This window comes from Microbulbifer maximicatervae (SeqCode), assembly GCF_056232625.1.
This window is the reverse complement of record NZ_CP174324.1, coordinates 2,433,171-2,450,739: the sequence shown is the minus strand read 5'-3', so window position 1 is coordinate 2,450,739 and position 17,569 is coordinate 2,433,171. Positions and strand designations below refer to the sequence as shown.

At 42.4% G+C, this 17,569-nt stretch carries 17 protein-coding genes; 2 read left to right on the top strand and 15 right to left on the bottom strand.

The annotated features are described in order from the left end of the window. Positions 1 to 91: 91 nt before the first annotated feature. From ACJJI6_RS10645 to ACJJI6_RS10630, 4 genes are all read right to left on the bottom strand, one after another. On the bottom strand, positions 92 to 550 hold the full coding sequence (locus ACJJI6_RS10645; RefSeq protein ID WP_475713355.1) for a GNAT family N-acetyltransferase: 459 nt from the start codon (positions 548 to 550) through the stop codon (positions 92 to 94). Between the two features lie 356 nt (positions 551 to 906). Then, positions 907 to 1,968 (bottom strand): HupE/UreJ family protein, encoded by a 1,062-nt coding sequence (locus tag ACJJI6_RS10640; protein ID WP_445360150.1) that lies wholly within the window; start codon positions 1,966 to 1,968, stop codon positions 907 to 909. Further along, a complete protein-coding gene (locus ACJJI6_RS10635; RefSeq protein ID WP_475713354.1) occupies positions 1,958 to 2,872 on the bottom strand; it encodes a peptidylprolyl isomerase in 915 nt (304 codons plus the stop codon). The genes ACJJI6_RS10640 and ACJJI6_RS10635 overlap by 11 nt, the downstream gene beginning before the upstream one ends. A 104-nt stretch (positions 2,873 to 2,976) precedes the next feature. Next, positions 2,977 to 4,893, bottom strand: a complete 1,917-nt coding sequence (locus ACJJI6_RS10630) for a DUF3604 domain-containing protein (RefSeq protein ID WP_475713353.1) — start codon at positions 4,891 to 4,893, stop codon at positions 2,977 to 2,979. A 178-nt stretch (positions 4,894 to 5,071) separates the two neighbouring features. On the opposite strand from ACJJI6_RS10630, the gene ACJJI6_RS10625 reads away from it, so the two are divergent. Further along, a complete protein-coding gene (locus ACJJI6_RS10625) occupies positions 5,072 to 6,115 on the top strand; it encodes an AraC family transcriptional regulator (RefSeq protein WP_475713352.1) in 1,044 nt (347 codons plus the stop codon). Positions 6,116 to 6,266: 151 nt separating this feature from the next. Here the strand turns inward: ACJJI6_RS10625 and ACJJI6_RS10620 are convergent, their stop codons facing one another. Both ACJJI6_RS10620 and ltrA read right to left on the bottom strand, forming a co-directional pair. Continuing rightward, entirely contained in the window at positions 6,267 to 6,566 is a 300-nt protein-coding gene (locus ACJJI6_RS10620) for a hypothetical protein (protein ID WP_475713351.1), read from the bottom strand. Positions 6,567 to 7,849: 1,283 nt separating this feature from the next. Beyond that, positions 7,850 to 9,148 (bottom strand): group II intron reverse transcriptase/maturase, encoded by a 1,299-nt coding sequence (ltrA, locus tag ACJJI6_RS10615; protein WP_475711195.1) that lies wholly within the window; start codon positions 9,146 to 9,148, stop codon positions 7,850 to 7,852. Between the two features lie 737 nt (positions 9,149 to 9,885). Between ltrA and csrA the strand changes: the two genes are divergently transcribed. Continuing rightward, entirely contained in the window at positions 9,886 to 10,074 is a 189-nt protein-coding gene (gene csrA, locus ACJJI6_RS10610) for a carbon storage regulator CsrA (RefSeq protein WP_444915871.1), read from the top strand. A 320-nt stretch (positions 10,075 to 10,394) separates the two neighbouring features. On the opposite strand, the gene ACJJI6_RS10605 is transcribed toward csrA, so the two are convergent. The 9 genes from ACJJI6_RS10605 to ACJJI6_RS10565 form a co-directional block, all read right to left on the bottom strand. Continuing rightward, positions 10,395 to 10,985, bottom strand: a complete 591-nt coding sequence (locus ACJJI6_RS10605; RefSeq protein WP_475713350.1) for a putative adenosine monophosphate-protein transferase Fic — start codon at positions 10,983 to 10,985, stop codon at positions 10,395 to 10,397. Between the two features lie 11 nt (positions 10,986 to 10,996). After that, complete coding sequence (locus tag ACJJI6_RS10600; protein ID WP_475713349.1) at positions 10,997 to 11,461, bottom strand: YhfG family protein; 465 nt, start codon at positions 11,459 to 11,461, stop codon at positions 10,997 to 10,999. A 931-nt stretch (positions 11,462 to 12,392) separates the two neighbouring features. Continuing rightward, positions 12,393 to 12,638, bottom strand: coding sequence for a VF530 family protein (locus tag ACJJI6_RS10595; RefSeq protein WP_282931758.1), 246 nt, complete (start codon positions 12,636 to 12,638; stop codon positions 12,393 to 12,395). A gap of 126 nt (positions 12,639 to 12,764) precedes the next feature. Beyond that, positions 12,765 to 13,091: a hypothetical protein gene (locus ACJJI6_RS10590; protein ID WP_475713348.1), complete on the bottom strand. Its 327-nt coding sequence runs from the start codon at positions 13,089 to 13,091 to the stop codon at positions 12,765 to 12,767. 553 nt (positions 13,092 to 13,644) lie between these two features. Continuing rightward, complete coding sequence (locus tag ACJJI6_RS10585) at positions 13,645 to 14,025, bottom strand: hypothetical protein (protein ID WP_475713347.1); 381 nt, start codon at positions 14,023 to 14,025, stop codon at positions 13,645 to 13,647. An 88-nt stretch (positions 14,026 to 14,113) separates the two neighbouring features. Continuing rightward, entirely contained in the window at positions 14,114 to 14,545 is a 432-nt protein-coding gene (locus tag ACJJI6_RS10580) for an MAPEG family protein (protein WP_475713346.1), read from the bottom strand. A gap of 117 nt (positions 14,546 to 14,662) precedes the next feature. Further along, positions 14,663 to 15,076, bottom strand: a complete 414-nt coding sequence (locus ACJJI6_RS10575; RefSeq protein ID WP_475713345.1) for a hypothetical protein — start codon at positions 15,074 to 15,076, stop codon at positions 14,663 to 14,665. A 99-nt stretch (positions 15,077 to 15,175) separates the two neighbouring features. Further along, positions 15,176 to 15,547 (bottom strand): VOC family protein, encoded by a 372-nt coding sequence (locus tag ACJJI6_RS10570; RefSeq protein ID WP_475713344.1) that lies wholly within the window; start codon positions 15,545 to 15,547, stop codon positions 15,176 to 15,178. Positions 15,548 to 15,699: 152 nt separating this feature from the next. Next, positions 15,700 to 16,023 carry a hypothetical protein gene (locus ACJJI6_RS10565; RefSeq protein ID WP_475713343.1) on the bottom strand — a complete coding sequence of 108 codons (324 nt, stop codon included), beginning with the start codon at positions 16,021 to 16,023 and terminating at the stop codon, positions 15,700 to 15,702. Between the last annotated feature and the right edge of the window lie 1,546 nt (positions 16,024 to 17,569).

The following is a 17,569-nucleotide window of genomic DNA, read 5'->3' as shown; positions in this document are numbered from 1 at the left end:
GCTAAGCTCTTCTTGAAGAGCACTCTTTGATATCACATGATATAAACCAGGTGGGCCAAAGGTATCACCTGGTTTATAGATTGTGATCTTTCTATTTAAGGTTTAACTTCATTTCCATAAGTGATGGTTTGAAGCCGACTTTTTCATAGGCTTTTATCGCTGAGCTATTTTGAGAGTAAACGTCAAGGTAGAAATCTTGAACACCATTCTGTTTTCCCCATGCAATTAATTTCTCTATTAGCTTTGAGTTAATGCCCTTTCCTCGGTGTGCTGGTGATACATACATAAAACCCAGATAAGCATGCCGCTCATGATCAAGGGATATTTTTGAGCTTCGTATCTGAGCATATCCACTTCCAATGATTTCATCTTCAGTTTCAACTACCAGAAGATATGAGTCATCAGATAGTATCAGGTTCTCTATATCATAATAGAATGCTGATTCAGCTTTAATAGATGAATTGTATGGCCTTTCGGCTTCGATAAGGCATTGTTCAAATTTAAGTAAATCAGGAAGGTCTTCTATAAGTGCTTTTCTAAAATTCAACATCTTAATTTTCAGTGGTGGTAGGTTTGGTAGTGAAAACTGCTTTAGCTCTACAAAGGCCTGTATCTGACATTGATGTGGGCTAAAAAGGCTCGATGAATCCCTATTGTTTGATGGTCAACTCATACATATATCTGCCCACTACTGTGAGCCGTTATCTGTGTGATTGCGTGAGAATAACAGATTATAGTAAAAAGGGAGAAGAAAATAATACACTACGTTCAGGACCCTATGAGGCATGGATGCCGATAAGGAGCTTACAGGGATGTATTCACAGCGCGTCTCGAGTGCTGTGTATTATTTCCTGTTACCCCAGTAGTAAGTATTGAAGCAGCTTTTGTGATTCAAGCTTTGCTTGTTTAGGAAATTAGCCCCAGAGCCCTGTCAATTGTCCAATACCCGCTGGCTATTCCAACTGGATAAATAGCGTATTTTGATTGTGTCAGAAGTTGGTTATACAAAGTTGTAATTTTCCACTTCGAGAATATCCGCTGAACTGTAGATGATAAAAAAATCAAAACCAAGACAAATAATATTTGCCCCAGTTCTACACCTATATTAAAGCTAAATAATGCGGTGATTTTATGGCTATGAGGAAGTCCTAACTCCGCTAGCGCACTGGCAAACCCAAACCCGTGAAGTAATCCAAAGCCAGTGGCAACAATCGCCGGATGGCGTCGGGTTAAACTTGTTTTACTCTGTCCATTATGCGCGTATACAATTTCTGCGGCTAACAGCATAATACTCAATGGGATCAACACTTCAACAACATCTACTCTTATGGTGAATAAGTCTAAACTTGCGAGCCCTAGAGTGAGAGAGTGGCCTACTGTAAATCCGCTAATCGCTATTAAAATGCCTCTAAAGTTTCTGGCGATAAAGACTAAACATAATACGAATAGTAAGTGATCATAGCCCTCTAATATGTGTAAGAAACCTGCTTCAATATATTGTGTGACACAATCCCATATAGTTAGGCGGGAAGGTAGATTTATCTCTAAGACTTTGGGACCATTAAAGAGATTAATAGTGTCACCGTCTGATTTTTCAAAATGAATTAAGCTCGATAAGGCTGGATTGGCAATGGGGTATGTGATTTTTATTGTTAGGGGATTATATGGTCTTGTAAAATTGTTTGGGTGGGGGGTCCTGCATAGGTAACTCTTCACGTTGGATCCGGCAGGCCCTGTTATCTCTGGTTGTATTTGGCAGAATTCGCCCTTTAAGTGTATCTCAGGTTCAGTGCCTGGCTGCATGATAGGGGGGATTTTCCATCGAAGGACATATCTGCTTTCCGTGACTTCTTTTAAATCAATGTATATCGGTCTTCCGTCATGAGCGAAACTAAAATTGCTAGTTGTTGTAAGTAACAATAAGAATAGAAGGGCTTTGATAATCTTGTAGGGAGTTTTAGTTGGCATAGGTGATATCCACAGGTACATATGGTATCGAGGCATCCCTCTCTATTCTGTAGCCTGCCAACAGCTCTTGTATTCTAAGTTGTCTGTTTTCCTCCATTTTGTTTCGTCGATAATCTTCAAGTACTAAGGGGGCAGTTTCTCTAAAATTGGGTAAGCGGCTTGTTTTGTTTTCACTAACCAAAATTAGATGTAGACCATATGGAGATTTAAATGGACCGGACCAGGTGTTCAATGGTAGTTGAAAGATACGTTCTGCCAAATCATCGCCGAAGTGGCTGGCCACTAGATGGGGAGTGCGATCTGCATAATTCCGATGAAAGATAAATCTGTCTCCGTAGAAGGCGGATTCCTCGAATGGAACAGACTGCTTTATTAAATGGTTCAAGCTCTGCTTAACAGTCTTCTCTAATTTTTCTTTAGAGTGACGTCTAAAATCAAAGAAAACATGAGTGAAGGTAATAGATGCTTCAATTCGATATTTCTCGCGATAAAGCTGGAAGTAGTTTTCCAAGTCTTCTTCACTAATATCAGTGTTACTGGAAAAGCCACCATTTACATAGTCAAGCTTTTGAATAAGGCGTCGTCGTATAATCTGATCATGCTTCTGCAGGCCTAGATTAAGGGCTTCACGGTAAAGTACTTCTTCTTTAATGTAATCATTAATGAGGTTGGACTTTTCTGGCTGGGTCAAGCCCTCCCAATAACGTCGTGCAAAACTCTGGTTAAATGTTTTTTTCTGGAATTGGAGGTGCTCAATTAGTATGTCCTCGCTGATAAGCAAGGTATCTTCATAGTTAGTTTCATTTTCCTCTATTAACAACTCTGCGAAAACGAACAGCAATAAAGCGATAATAGAAAAGTGTACCAGAGGCTCCCTCTTCAGAATCTCTAATTTCCGCTGCATGAAGCTTCCTCCATTGAAACCTGCAGAGAGTATTGATGTCAGTATGTAAGCGACTTTTTTAGATATGCTATTTACTTGCTTTGGTGTCGAGGTTCCTGCCAGTCTTAGGGGGTATACCAAATTGGGGATGTATAAGCGCGCTCCTGGATAACGGCGGGTCCTTCAGGCGGTACCTGAATATTTCCATTATTGATTTCTTTTGTAGCTATTGCATCGTAGAGTGAATGGCGTGGGGTAGGGATTTGCAATACCCGAACATAGTAAAAGGCTCTTTCGTGCATATTAAACTTTGGATCTTGCCATAGGGTTGATAACTCTATGGAGCCAATGTTGTTAGTGTATTGCCCCGTTTCTCGATTTACCGTATCCCCCACAGGCCTTAGCTGGCCTTGGTTATTAAGCGTGCGTTCGCCAGACCAGGCAACATTAAATATTTTTTCTTGGCTCTTTCCTGTTGAGTCCAGCCAAGATTTAACCACCTGAACTCGATCCAGATTTGCTCCTTTAGGATCTTTTGTCGCGCGTATAAGTAGCTGAATTGGTTGGTCAGTTCCTTGTGGTTTCACTAAATCACCCCCCATAGGTACTCCATGGGAATAACCTAGTTCAGCAATATTCTCAGCATCGATAGCGTGTTTCGGAAAATTCCAGCCTGCAAAGACGCGCACCTGAATTCTAGGGCCTGTAGTGGCGTATACTTCACGGCGCTTAAATGCGGCGAAAAGGCTTTCTCTGGTATTTTCTTCTGCCCAAGCGGCGGCGAGTCCGGAAGCGGACATGTTCCAACCTGTAGCCTTGGTTCCGCCAATGACAGTGTTAGTTCGCTTGCTGCTGGGTACTGAGTCATGGGCAAACTTGCCCCAAAAGTTGTTCTCCTCAGCAGTTGACATACCCGTATGTGAATCTGTGGACCCTACAAACCCCAGCTTATAGGGGTTTACACCAATTTTCCCCTGTATTTCCAGCCCTGACCGTAAGGCGGATCGGACGAAATCACCTTTAGCGACACGGTACGACTCCGGGTCAGCTTGTAGGTAGAATGGATAATTCTCAAAGTCTGCGAAAGGATCGTCCGGGGAAAGCGTTGAATGGGTTTCTGAGTCCCCCTTAATTTGTGTTATTTCAACCAGGGGCTCCCAGCGCATGCGTGTACGCGCATATTGTGTATCAATTGGCTCACCACGCAGAGTGGTTTCTGCAAACATATAACCTTTGGACACATTGGAATTGTGGGGGATCGCAATGAATTCACTGCCAGTTCGTTTGGATGTCTCATCTAACCACTGCCACAAATCTTCTGGGTACTGGCTCTGATCAGACCCAAAAGGAAGATACTGCTTAGCTTTTTCCGCCCCATCAGGAGAGACTACCACCCGGTGTAAGTTGGCCCCGGTTGGTGTTGAGCTCCATTCCCAGCCAATAAAACTGGTAAAAGTGCCCGGGTTATTATGGCGCTCTGCGGCATCGACTATTGCGCTCCACGCGCTTGTCCGGGTCTTATCCAGATCTCCAAGAACGGGCTCAGGGGGCGTGTTAGCTGGGTCCTGGACAGGGTCAGCGGGAGCTACTGTGTCTAGCGCCTTTTTGGGCAGTAACTCATTGAAAATATCCATACCTTCATTTATTGAGACTTTATATCTAATATGCTGCTTGGCAAACCAGCGCATCATTGACTGGTATAAGGACATATCGCTGTCGAGCTCATCTGTTTGATTCACCACTGCCCTCATAACTCCCAGCCCTTCAGCGTGATCTGAAACCACGAGAAAATCCAACGGGGTGTCTATACGTACTTTTGCATGAGTGTAGGGGTGAATAACCGGCTGCCCCTTGGCCCACCGATAAGCGGTGTCCGGAGTTGCCGAATAATTTTGGCTTAAGAAGGCATCGAACGAGTAGGAAGTATGAAGGTGCATATCTCCCCAGAAAACCTGAGTGGGCTCACTAGCACCAACACCTAGGTGAGTGATGGATAATGTAACCCCTACCAGACATGCTATTCTTTTTATGGGATTTTTCATATTTCCAATTGCCAACGTCGGTTGGCTATCTTTTAGATGACTAGATCCTCTTAACATGTCAGGATCGTTAGGATAATCTTGGTAAATAAGGAAGTGATTGATTAGATGCTAATCATTTGGCTTTTAGGTTTCTTTGCAAATAAAGCCAATCTCTTGACCAATTAGGACACACTTGTAGATGGCTGAGTATGAACACACGACCATTGCAACTTGGGTATTACCTATTATTGAGGCCCTAAAACCATTCTGTTCTACCCAAGAAATTTTGCAGCGTGCAGAAATTGACCCTAAGTGCATAGAGGATGCGAATCAGAGAATTCCTTTAGAGAATATGAAAAAACTATGGGGGCTCGCTGAATCCATATCAGGTGATGATTGTATCGGCCTGCAAGTCACTAAGTATGTTAATCATACAAACCTTCATGCTCTAAGCTATGCCCACTTGGCCAGTAGCTCCATCAGGGAGAGCTTACTGAGGTCTGCTCGATTCTCAGAAGTGGTTACCACCGCTATGCGAATCAATGTTCATGATGAACAGAAACAAGTAGTAGTCTCTTGGGAAAAAGTTGATAATTTTTCATATGATCCAAGTATTCATGCTATAGATGCTTTTATGGCCTTGCTAATAAAGTCCATAAGAAAGATATGCCCCGATGTGCATCATCATTTGATTTCAATTAATCTGGAGAGGCCTAGACCTGCTACCCTTGAGCGGCATCAATTGATGTATAAGTGCCCAATTAACTTTTCATCAGACATTTGTGAGATTAGGTTTAAACAAGAGTTTGTTGATCGAAAGCTCTCTTCGGGAAACGATGAGTTGGTCAGAGTTAACGAGCAAGCCCTAATTGGTTATTTGGAGCGTTTGCAGAAGAATGACATAGTTAGCATGACCAGTAGGGTGCTTGTTGATCTGATGGCTTCAGGTAATTTTTCACAAGAGGTCGTGGCCAAGGAGCTTGGTATTAGTTGTCGCGGTTTGCATAGAAAACTAAAAGAAAGAGGTTCCAGTTATCAGACTGTGCTAGATGAAATACGCCAGCATCAGGCTGTGCAGTATCTTAAGCAAAGCGATACCCCGATCACGTCAATCGCCTACAAACTGGGATTCGGTGATACCAGTAGTTTTTCCAGAAGCTTTAAAAAATGGACTGGGCAATCTCCACGAGAGTTTCGGACTAAGCATAGTAGAGATACTTCAATAGAAATCTGTAGAGATTAAGAACGATTTAATATCACAACATGTGAGAATGCCCGGCAGCGCTGGCGCATATTGTCAAGTTCCTCATCATCAAATAGAAACCTCTCTATAATTGTTGCGACCCACCAGTTATAGGGGCTCTTATTTCTTTTAGGAATTCTCTCGCTACCCATTAATTCCCCCCGCTTGCGGTCAAGTAAAATAGGAATAAAGCTGCAGCGAAATATAGGGGGACACGAATAATTCCTGCAATTCTATTTGGGCCCCACTCATCTTTGGCTATGGCTGTCTTGAACTCATTTAGAGTGAAATAACAAAATGCGCAGCCAAGTAAAAAGGAGCCTGCCCGAGTATTGAAAATGGACAGATTTAGCATCTCAGGATTCAAAAACCGGATAGCCAGCAAGCCAAGCATTGCCAGTAGGGTGGTGAGGATAATAAATTCATTAATTCCAAATACCTTCTTGCTCATAAAATATGATGTTCCAATTAGTGCGGGCTAATAACTAAGGCAACTTGCCAGTGATGGGCTTTTCTTTGGGGGCTTACCGGTTTGTTAAAGTAGTGCATGTCCTCGCAAGCCTGTATGGTTGCTCTCATCCGAACTTGATCTTAACGCCCCCATCGCGAGGGGATAGGTAGGGCCCCACCTTTGGAGCAAATTCTAGACCAAACAAAGGATCAATTGCAGCCTAATTCCCACATTAACCAACACACTTGGCGGTAGTAATGGAAGCTAGCAGTGGACAGGCGTACCCTACACAGACAAGCCAGAGATTCCATAGGAATTTATATCGGCTCGCCGCACCTGGATGAGCGGCACCAGAGTTGGTGTGCTCAAGTGATAAAAACGCTAGTCGCTAACTGTTGTGCTACACCTCAATTACTCCGCAATCTCACCCCTAGCGAATTCAATCGTGGCACGGAGAGGGCTCTTCAGCAGGCGCTGTAGTGGTGATATTAATTTCTTAGTATCAAGCACGGAGGTGAAAGTACGGATTATCTTTCCCTGTTTTGTATATTGGCTATTAAAGCACGACTAAGGGGTTCGATACATGTATATTTCGATTGAACTTCACTTTCTGAGATACTCTACGAACCTTTAGGATTTATAGTTTCACCCCTTGAGTGAATTGAATTTTTAGGGGTGTCGCATCAAAAATTCCAATCCCTAAATCGTTATAAAAATAACGCCATTACTATTCCTAATAGGATGGTTGCCCAAAATCTTCTGCAATATATTAAAGCAATTTTGGCTGTAGGCAGAAGGGGACCTGTGATAAGTGGCAATATTGAAGATCTATTCTTCTGAGTTCTTTCGAGTGAGCTTAATAAAAGCACCAGGATAAAAGGTTTATTTTGTAAATAACTCAGATTATTCAAAGCGTAAAGTTAAAAAATATAGGCACAAAAATAATCTTATTGGATTTTATTAAGTTTGTTTTAGTGTCAAAGCTGCGTAAAATCGATGGATGATTATTAGTATTTTGGTCGGCATTGATCCGCCTTTTAAAATGCCAACTACCAAAGAAATTTAACCAAGTCAATAATTTTCTAAAAGTCAGCCTATCAAAGGAGAGCGGTATTGTGACGTAAAAGCAAGTAAAAGGCGCTGACCCAAGGTGCTCGAACACCAGGGGCCAGCTAACCAAATTGATAAGCAGACTATCAAAAGTCGAGTAGACCAAAGGAACTTCCCCTTCGACCTCTCACAGAACCGTACGTGAACCTCTCAATTCATACGGCTCTTCGTATTCAGCACATTTTCAATCTTCCCATTCTCCAGTGTGCAAACAAGCCGCGCATTTGTTGACGAACCTTACCAATAAAGGCCCAACTCTTGAAACAGCTTCGCTTCAGATGCTTAAACTTCTTCCTAGCCCAACGCATCAGCGTTTGATCAAGATACTTCTGTAGCCGATAAACACCATATCTCCGCCCAAAGTGACCATAATAGTTCAGCCAACCCTGTATTGCGGGATTAAGTACCTTTGCCATTTCAGATAGTGATCGATCCACCCAGTTAATCACACGCCACTGCCTAACCTTATCCTTGATCCTCTTGAAAGCTTTAGGGCTCATTGATGGACCAAAGGCGGTGAAGGTTTGTCCATGGCGATTCTTTGCTTTCCTGGGACCAAATCGATAACCCAGAAAGTCAAAATGAATCACAGGGTGGTTGTCTTTGCGGTTGCTGTTCTTGCAATAAACCTTGCGGGTTTTCTCTGGATGAGCTTCAAGCCCGCAGGAAGTCAGGCGTGCCTTCAGCGCTGCCAGTAAGCGATCTGCTTCCCGGGGATTACGACAATGGTAAACCGCATCATCAGCGTAACGCTCAAAAGGAATTTCTTTGTGCGTTCTTACCATCCAGACGTCCAGCGCGTAGTGCAAAAACAAGTTCGCCAACAGTGGGCTGATTACGCCCCCTTGTGGAGTGCCTTGTGTTCGCTCTTCAAACTGTCCATCCTGATGCTGTACCGGAGCCGTCAACCAGCGCTGCACATAGAGTCTGACCCACCGATGATCATTATGTTTATCTAATGCCTTCAGTAGGAGTTCGTGATTAATATTGTCAAAGAAACCTTTGATGTCTAAATCAACCACCCAGATTCTATCCCAGCATCGTTGTCGAGTTCGGCGCACTGCGTCTATAGCAGACTTACCTGGTCGATAACCGTAGGAGTCAGGGTGAAAGACCTTCTCCAATTCTGGTTCCAGCAGTTGCTTAGCCACCATTTGTGCAATGCGATCTTCGATTGTGGGAATACCCAGTGGTCGCAGGCTGCCATCGAGCTTCGGAATATCCACTCGTTTGACGGCTGATGGAAAATAGCTGCCAGATGACATTCTATTCCACAGCTTGTACAGGTTTCTGGCGAGATTCGATTCGTACTGCTCTATCGTTATCCCGTCAATCCCCGCACCGCCTCCATTGGCCTTGATCTGCTTCCACGCTTCCCAAACCGCCCGTTTGGGAATATTGAATGGCTTTGCGCTAATCGTTAATTCCTCCCCCTCTGGGTTGATTACACGGTTAGTCGCCGAATACGACAACCCCTTCGCTCCACGACCATTACAGTCACTTCTCCACTACTACGGGTTGTTCCGCCCCTGTGCCCAGTCTTGGTACTCAACGTCTTGTAGGGCCTCTACTTGACGCTCTTCCTTAACACCTGGACGACAGGTTCTCCTGTTCCACCCAAAAGCCTGTTGTGTGTTCACGCCGCCTTTATGCCGGATGTCACTTGGTCGGTAAACAGGTAACCTCCAAGCTTATCCCCGCACTTAGCCAGTGCACGGGTTTTGACATCATCTTGGTAATCCGCTTTCGACACCTCATCAGCGGTTCATTTGCATTCGTCTCTACACAACATACCTGACGTATCTCGTACGCCTTTTCCTCAAGCGCTTCTAACCAAAGCTCTTTACTCCGATCACCTTGAGGCGGTTTGTTACCACTTCCTGCAAAGCGATAACGGAGGGCCGACCTCCATCTCCTGGATAGCACGTATTTATTTATTTTTTTTATTTATAAAAAATAAATTAAAAAAAAAATACTCAGGACGCACTGGCTATATGGATCATACGCTAGAAACCCGCTCGTCTTCAATAAACTGGAGTATATTGAGCAGTTTGGAGAGGTTCTCCAAGCTCTGGGAGCGTAGTGCCCGCCTTTTCTTCTTCTATGCCTACCGTTCTCGTGCACCACCTCATATTTCCTCAAAAAATTACTTACAAAGCCTTCCATTAAGGGTGGCCTACAAATGGTTTGAGTCTTAGAGGAAACAAAAATGTTGATCTTAAAGCGCCGGACGGGTCAAAACTTAAGGATTGGAGCAAATGTCTCAATTACCGTACTGGAAGTTAAAGGTAATCAAGTGAAGATAGGCATACTTGCTCCCAAATCCCTGCCTGTTCACCGTGAAGAAATATATATACGTGTACAAAAGGAGCGGGCACTTGGAAGAGGAGATCGTTGATAGCCCCACTGTGGCTAAGGATTTCCCAAAGCATCCATGTCAAAGCCATGGTGTGGTAGCGGTTTTGATATAGGATGCCTTTGCTCGCGACCCCTACTTGCTGGATGTATTCACTGGATTAGTGTTGGGCCGACCTATCAATGTGTCCTAGGTGCCCAATTTGTGGGCACTCAAGATTATTCCAACTCAAATGAAGAGCTGCTCGACAGTATTGTTGAGTAGAGATTCATTGCTGATTGGGAGCTGCCCATCTCTGACCCGCACGATAGGTGGTGTAGGGGCCGGTAGCTAGAAACTACCGGCCACCCGATTTAAAAGCGTCATTGAGCGAAAGAAACAATTCGTAAAAAAATCTTTTCCATAGGAGCGTAATTTACGTTGACTCCATCAATATTGGCTTGAATCCATTCTGTCCTGCTAACATCATTCCAATCAAGCTCAAAACCTGCATGCAATGCCAGGTGCTCAAACAATAGCCTCTGGACCCGACCATTACCTTCTCTAAATGGATGGATCATATTAAACTCACAGTAGAATTCAGCTAGTTTTGCACAGAATTGTTCTTTTGAAAGCCCTCTCAACCAATTTTGATTTTCTATTTGGTTGAACAACTTTTGAGATTCCGCTCTCATTCTGCCACAATTGCAGAAACGCGTACCGCCTTTAGATATATCGACATTTCGAAGCTCACCAGCCCAATCATATAGATCGATAAATAATAGGCGATGAAGAAGCTTCATATAATCCAGATTGTAGGGAGGTGGTCGAAATCCAACTCTCTTGACAGTTAGCGCTGATATTTCTCTTTCAGCTTGTTCAAGCTTATCCATATCCTGAATATTGAGTTTATTCTTGAGTACAGAGGTCCCTTGATAGCAATAGTGGTCGTTAGTTGCATCGTATTTATCCATAAATATTCTTCTTACTCCCTATATTTTGACAATATTGACTCTAAGGTTACTGATTCGTCAGGCTCTTCTAATTCTAGGCCTTCTAATCTTGAACTACTTTTAAAGTTTCTTATCTTAGTTTCTTCAAAACGAACGTAAGGGTCAAATTCACCTTGGTAAAAGGCATCAATTAACTTTGAGATCTTTTTCTTAAAATCGTCCTTGCTTTTAGCTGTGATCTTGAAACCAAGCAGTTCATTAACAGATGCTTTTGCATTCTCGAAATTACTAGATTCACTAATTTCTATCAGTTTTTCTTTATTATTTGAAGCTAAAGACTTGAGGGACCTAATTCTTTTATCTAATGCTACCCACCCATTAACTTTTAAATTTATATCTATCTTTGATTGTAGAGAATCTCTTATTTCTTTATAAGAACCTAAAGCCTTTAGTTCATCCAGGTCTTTCGCTTCAAGTATGGAGATGATATTTTTCATTAGTTCTCTACCGTCATTAATTCTTTTTCCTACATGTCAATCATACAGTTTTTTTGCCCTTTAGAATATCACATACCTTTTAAACACGAACGAAGCTTTTAACGCCTTACTCAACTGCCGCCGGAATGGAGTCGCTTCGGCTAGTGTAGCGTATAGCGCAAAGCGAGCGGAGTGTAGGCTGTTGGATGCAGCAACTTGGTACGCCTAGCATGGGCGTGTGAACGTCTCCTGTAGGAGGATCACCATTTAATGGGTTCTATTAAATGCTAACTAGTAGCGAATGGCAACTGCAACACCTGAGGTTTTGTGGGGAGAAAGCCGCTAGCAAGATACGAGCTGAAGAGCAGGAGCATCCTATAAGGTTTAGCCTGGGGGCGGGGCTGCCAAAGACACTGAAGTTATGAGATCTCATTGGAAGAGTAAATGATGCAGTTGTGTAGTGGAATTTCCCATTCTTATCTGGGGAGATCTGTTTAACTTGCTACCGTGAAGCTGTCAGCGTGGCTGCTGGCTCATAAATAGGCCCAATCCCCTAGCCACCATCACAGGGGTAAAAGTGGTGCACATAATAGCGCCTCGGTCAGTAATGACCAAGCTAATTGAGTAGAAGTCAGGCGATGGTCTAATAGCGATTAATATCTTGGACCGAGTGAGGGCCTGAACCCAAAATCTACGAGTTAAAAGACAGGGCTGCCTACTGATATGTTTTCAGTCGGGAAAATTGAGGTATCGCACTGCCATGACACTCAACTCAAATGAAGAACTGCTCGACAGTATTGTTGGGTAGAGGTTTATTATGGATAGAGTGTCGTCTCATGCTGATCCGCACGATGAGTAGTGTAGGGGCCGGTAGCTAAAACTACCGGCTACCCGATTTATGCGCCTGTCCCTGCCTAATCACAGCGACATCTATGTGGTTGCCAAATAGTGCTTATTTACGATTAGCCCATGGAGAGTTATTTTCAAAAGTTGAAATATACAGATCTTCGACTTTATCTCGTGCCCACTGGGTTTTGCGTAAAAACTTGAGCGAAGACTTAATTGATGGGTCGCTCTTAAAGCAATTGATATTGATCCTATCTGCCAAACCATCCCAGCCATAATGTTCTTGCAAACGTGTAACAACTTTCTCAAGAGTAATACCGTGTAGCGGATTATTTGGTTGATCTTTACTCATTTTTCAATTAATACTCTATGTTTAATGGCGCATAATGTCGTGAACATGGGCTGATGAAGTTGGCACCTAATCGTAAAAAAATTAGGTGGCAGGCTTGCCAGCCCTTTCCCTAAACTTGTTATGTGTTTAAAGCCCTTTAATAATTATAATTGATATACTAATAAATATAGATATAAGTAATATAGTGATACATTGTTTGAGTCTTTGACTGCTTCGTTTTGTTAACTTTTGAGTAAAGGTGGTATTTGTATCGATAGCATCTTTTAATAGAATACTTGAGCTAGATTGCAATAGTTTACCTATCTTTTCAGCTTCCTCTGGGCTCATTTCAGCCTTCGATGATATTTCAGATATCCTCTGGTGAATCGATGAAAGCTCATTGTATTCAGCCTTGTTGCTTTTACCTGACTGAAAAAACTTATCCTGTTTTTTCCTCAGTGTAGTTACATCCACAATTCTTCCTTACACATAACGCCTTGCATAGGTGCCGGCGGAATGGAGCCGCTTTGTGCTAGCGTAGCGTACAGCACAAAGCGAACGGAGTATAGGTGGTGGGATTCAGCAACTTGTTAAAAGCTTACTAGGACCAGTAACCCAATATATGGTATTTGCCGGACTCTTCAGGTTTTAAACGAATGCCGAGAGCTCTAAAGCCAGGGCAGGTAATGAGAGCATGATTGCTAGCGCTACCATCACCTATTGGTTGTTTGGCATCACCTTCTAGAATGTTGAGGGCGCATGACGAAGCAATACTTCGCCGCTTATTGAATTCTGACTGTGTGCTGTTTCCGACGTGAACGAAGCTATCTGTACTCCCTGATTCTAATAGAGATCTGACCGCTGTTGAAAGTGTCTGATATGATAAGGCGTAAGAAGAGATAGCAAACAAAAAAATGCTGCGATAGTTTTCATAACTATTAACGCCTTATACGATAGGCTAGTGGAACGACGTGTAGCGAGTCCAGTCTGTATCCTTTGTGGGCGATTGTGCCACAATTTGTAAGTACTATTTAACAGCATTGATCTGAACTACCGTGACATTAGCAATGCGACCACCGCGCCACCAAGTCCCTTTTGTACCAATCTTAAGCCTTTTATGGTGATACTCACGGCGCTCTTCATTTAATATCCACATATTGGCAAAGCCTTCATTGGGAATATTGCCCGGAGTAGTATCTCTTATGACTCTGCCATCTTCATCAAGAATCTCTGGCCAGATCATGTGTATACCTTCAACTTGAGGATCATCCCCGTCATAAAGAAAATCCACTCTCATTCCTTGTCCCGGCTTGGCATTTTTATTCTCTTCAGATAAGTCTATCTTGTACTTGACTACAAAATCCGGTTTTCTTCCAGATCTTTCTTCATAAGGTATATGTGCTTTCATATATTGTGCCAACACGAAGTTGTGGGGCGCCGTAGGCGTCCCTGGCAGTTTGCTGCCGAACGCCGACGTTTTGTTATGCCCACTGGTTTTATTGCATAAATGTGGTTCGCACAGCGCTCACTGTTAAGGCTAATAATGGAATGTTTGATAGAGCAAATATTAAAAACCTGATTTCAATTTTGTTGAAAGTTGCTTGCACAATACTATGAATTACTCGAATGCCGACATATGTCCATGCCAGAATAAAATTTATGCTATCTCCTGCGCCAAGGACTGCAAGTGATATTGCCAAAGCATAGAAAATAGTTGGTTGCTCCATGAGGTGATTATAATTATCAGCTTTCCAACGAACATGGGGAGGCAGGGTTGACATTTGCTCTCCGCGAGGAGCATTCGGATCAAGCTTTAATTTAGCTTTCTTTACAGCAGGTAATCGTGTTGCGTACATCCACACCCACATAACCATTGACCAAGCTATCAAGGCAATTACAGGCTGAATTATTTGGGCACTTTCAATCATTCGTTGATTCCTTTTTATTATTTACTGATGTTAGAGAGCTGAACAGAGCATAATGACCACAACAGGAGCAGCTGGAGCGTTGGTCGTCCCGTGTAAGGCTGCAGGCCCAACGCCAAGCTAAGCAGCGCCGTTTACGACCTCTTTGCTTGAGCACCTGGCTAGCCTTCTAAGATGGAAATTAGCACCATAGTAGAAAAGTGGTGGCGCTAGAAAACCAGATAGTAAAATATACCAAAACGGTACTTCACGAGCAGGAAAGAGAGCTAATACTAATATTATTAAAGAGACGATAATCGGATTAAGCAATTTGCCTTTTCGGGATATTTTGGAGATTATAAAGCCTGACCAGATATAGCTAAAGGTACATGTAAAAACCAAAATGACAAGCTCTTCGGTAGTGTATGGAGCATTGTATGGTTGGGAGCCAAACAGCATAATTTTAATAAATGTCGAGATTACGGTGATAACGAAAACACCGAGTAGCCCAAGAAATCCACCGACGAAAATTCCTTTTAAATCTATATTTTTCATAAAATTCCTATAGGAGGCTGGCAACCATATAAAAGGCGGAGCGTCAATGACATCAGGCGCAACGTGGTGGAGCGACTTTTGATGTGCTTTGTATGTGTTTTACTCATTAATTACACAAAACCCATTACCAAAAGGATCTGAGCAATATGCAATAGTGCCCCAGTCACCTCTTTCTCCGCCTTCATGCTTTCCGCCTAGTTTAACAATTCGCTTAACTATTTCATCTACGTTTTCCGTTAGAAAGTCAATATGAACGGGGGTCCAATGACGAGAATAGTTTCGCTCAACTGTCTCGGTGGGGACTGCTACTGATCTAGCCTCATTCTCTTGTAGATAAATATCACAGTTCTCTACTGAAATCACTGACATTCCACCTTGATCTCTTAGTTTTTTACAACCAAGAGCTTCAATATAAAAATTCTCAGCTTGTTTAATATTAGAAACATCAATACTTACAGAGAGCTTTATCAAAATATATCCTCTTTTATTGATTTATGATAAATGACGGCTACAACAGTGGCGACCAATACTGGCTACGTTTTGTGCAAAAATGAGATCGCAGCGACCCGGACATAACTGCTTGTGCTTGCTAGACTGATGTACTCTAAACGAATCAGAAAAAGTTACGTCTCTACTTTAAATAAAACTGGAATTCTATGCAGCCCTTCACTTGGATTTGGCAGCCATGTAGATAGGTAATAATTTGAATGCTTTGCCAAGCATTCTGCATAAGCGCGTAATTCTTCAGGATTAATGTCCTCTGGTTTAGCATCAATCAATGTGCCATTCTTCGCAATAGTGAGAACCATTACAAAGCTGCCTTCAATATTTCGCTCTCCTAAATACTCCACATGAGGCGTGCAAATACCGATCGAAGTAGCTGTAGCAGTGGAGATCTCTGCTAAGAGGATAGCCAGCAACATTACTTTAAATATATTGTGAATCATCAAATAAGTCCAACGCTTTGCTAATGGGTAGCTGAAGTAACGCGCAGGCTATCCTGTGGAGGCCGCGCTTTTCGCGGTCGGAACGAAATTGAGAAACTTTTTATCATCTTTTACCACGTAACTTTGCCCTTAACGCTCGTACACCTACAGGCTTTAAAGCACAGTACTTTGCAAACAGTAACTCGCTCAGAAGCGGTACTAAGATAAGTACTATACCGAACACAACCCAACTCTTACTGGCCAAACCCAATATAATAGCCAGCACTGGAATAATGGCGCCTATAAATGCGAGTACCCACTTTGACAACGAAGTGTACTCGTACTGAAAGAAGCACTTTTCACAGTGCATGCGGTTTGAAAAAGACAGCATTCTGACTTTTACCGCTTGCTTTCCACATTGTGGGCACTTTCTTATCATGGCTTACAGCGTCAAGCTTCGGGGTTGCTGTGAAGTGGATGCGTATCAGCAGCCCCAGCCACGGTAGTGGCGAACAAGAGTTCTTTGCTTTGCATTTTTCGGCCAATCAAAAAAATCCACATTCAATATCTTCTGCATTTAGACAAAAACTACAATTACCTCTCGGCAGTCTTTTGGGGTCAAAGCCAATAATAGGCAATGGATGTTCAAGCAAGTCTTCTCCATCAGTTAAATCCTGCTCATATCGTTCTTGAATATTAGCAAATTTAAAGGATTTTCATTCTTTATGATTATATGCAGGAAAAATAGTGATAATCGAGGTTTTGCCGTTTTTTTCTCACGATACAAGATCATGAGCTACATTACCTTCTAATGCAAATTTTTCGACTTTTGATAGCACTAACGCGTTGCTCAGTTGCGGCCTGAATGGAGCTTGTATTGTGCTAATGTTTTCTAGCACAATACAAACGGAGTGTAGGATGTCAATTGTAGCAATTCGTTTTGGCATTTTTGATGGACGAGGGAATTAGAATTCTAACTTAGCTAAATGCATGTTTGTGCGAATTTTCCGAACATCTGTTCCCAAGTGATTTCCAGGATTGTAAGGAATATAAATTCCCTTTGTATTTGTGAAGAATATCAGATTGGCGGAATGTGGATGGCATTATGGCGCGATTGCAGATTTAATATACGCCTCAAGATACTTATCTCCGGCCGTATATCTATATTTAACAAAAATTCAACTATTAAGTAAAAATATCTTTGAGTGACTAGGTTATAAAAAAACTACAATCTATCTGTTTTGTGGAGGTGGTCTTGAGGCGCTTATTCCTGGTGGTTGTGGATCATTTCTTTTTTAAAACTCTTTGAAATTCAATATATATTTTGTAGGGCGTTAGTAGTCCAAGGATAAATGCCTTGAGGCATTCTCCTTGTGGGAGGGGTAATACTTAAGTGTCAATCTTGGCTGAAAAATTCAAATCTAAGTGCTATAAGCTGCAACTAAATGGATGTAAATTTTCTTTGCGTTTTCATGACTATCGACATTGAATTTAGAATAGTGTTTACTAGATTCTCCATGGGCGATTTCAGAAAAGTTTTGAAGTGAAGGGCCAAGCTCTCTCAGTG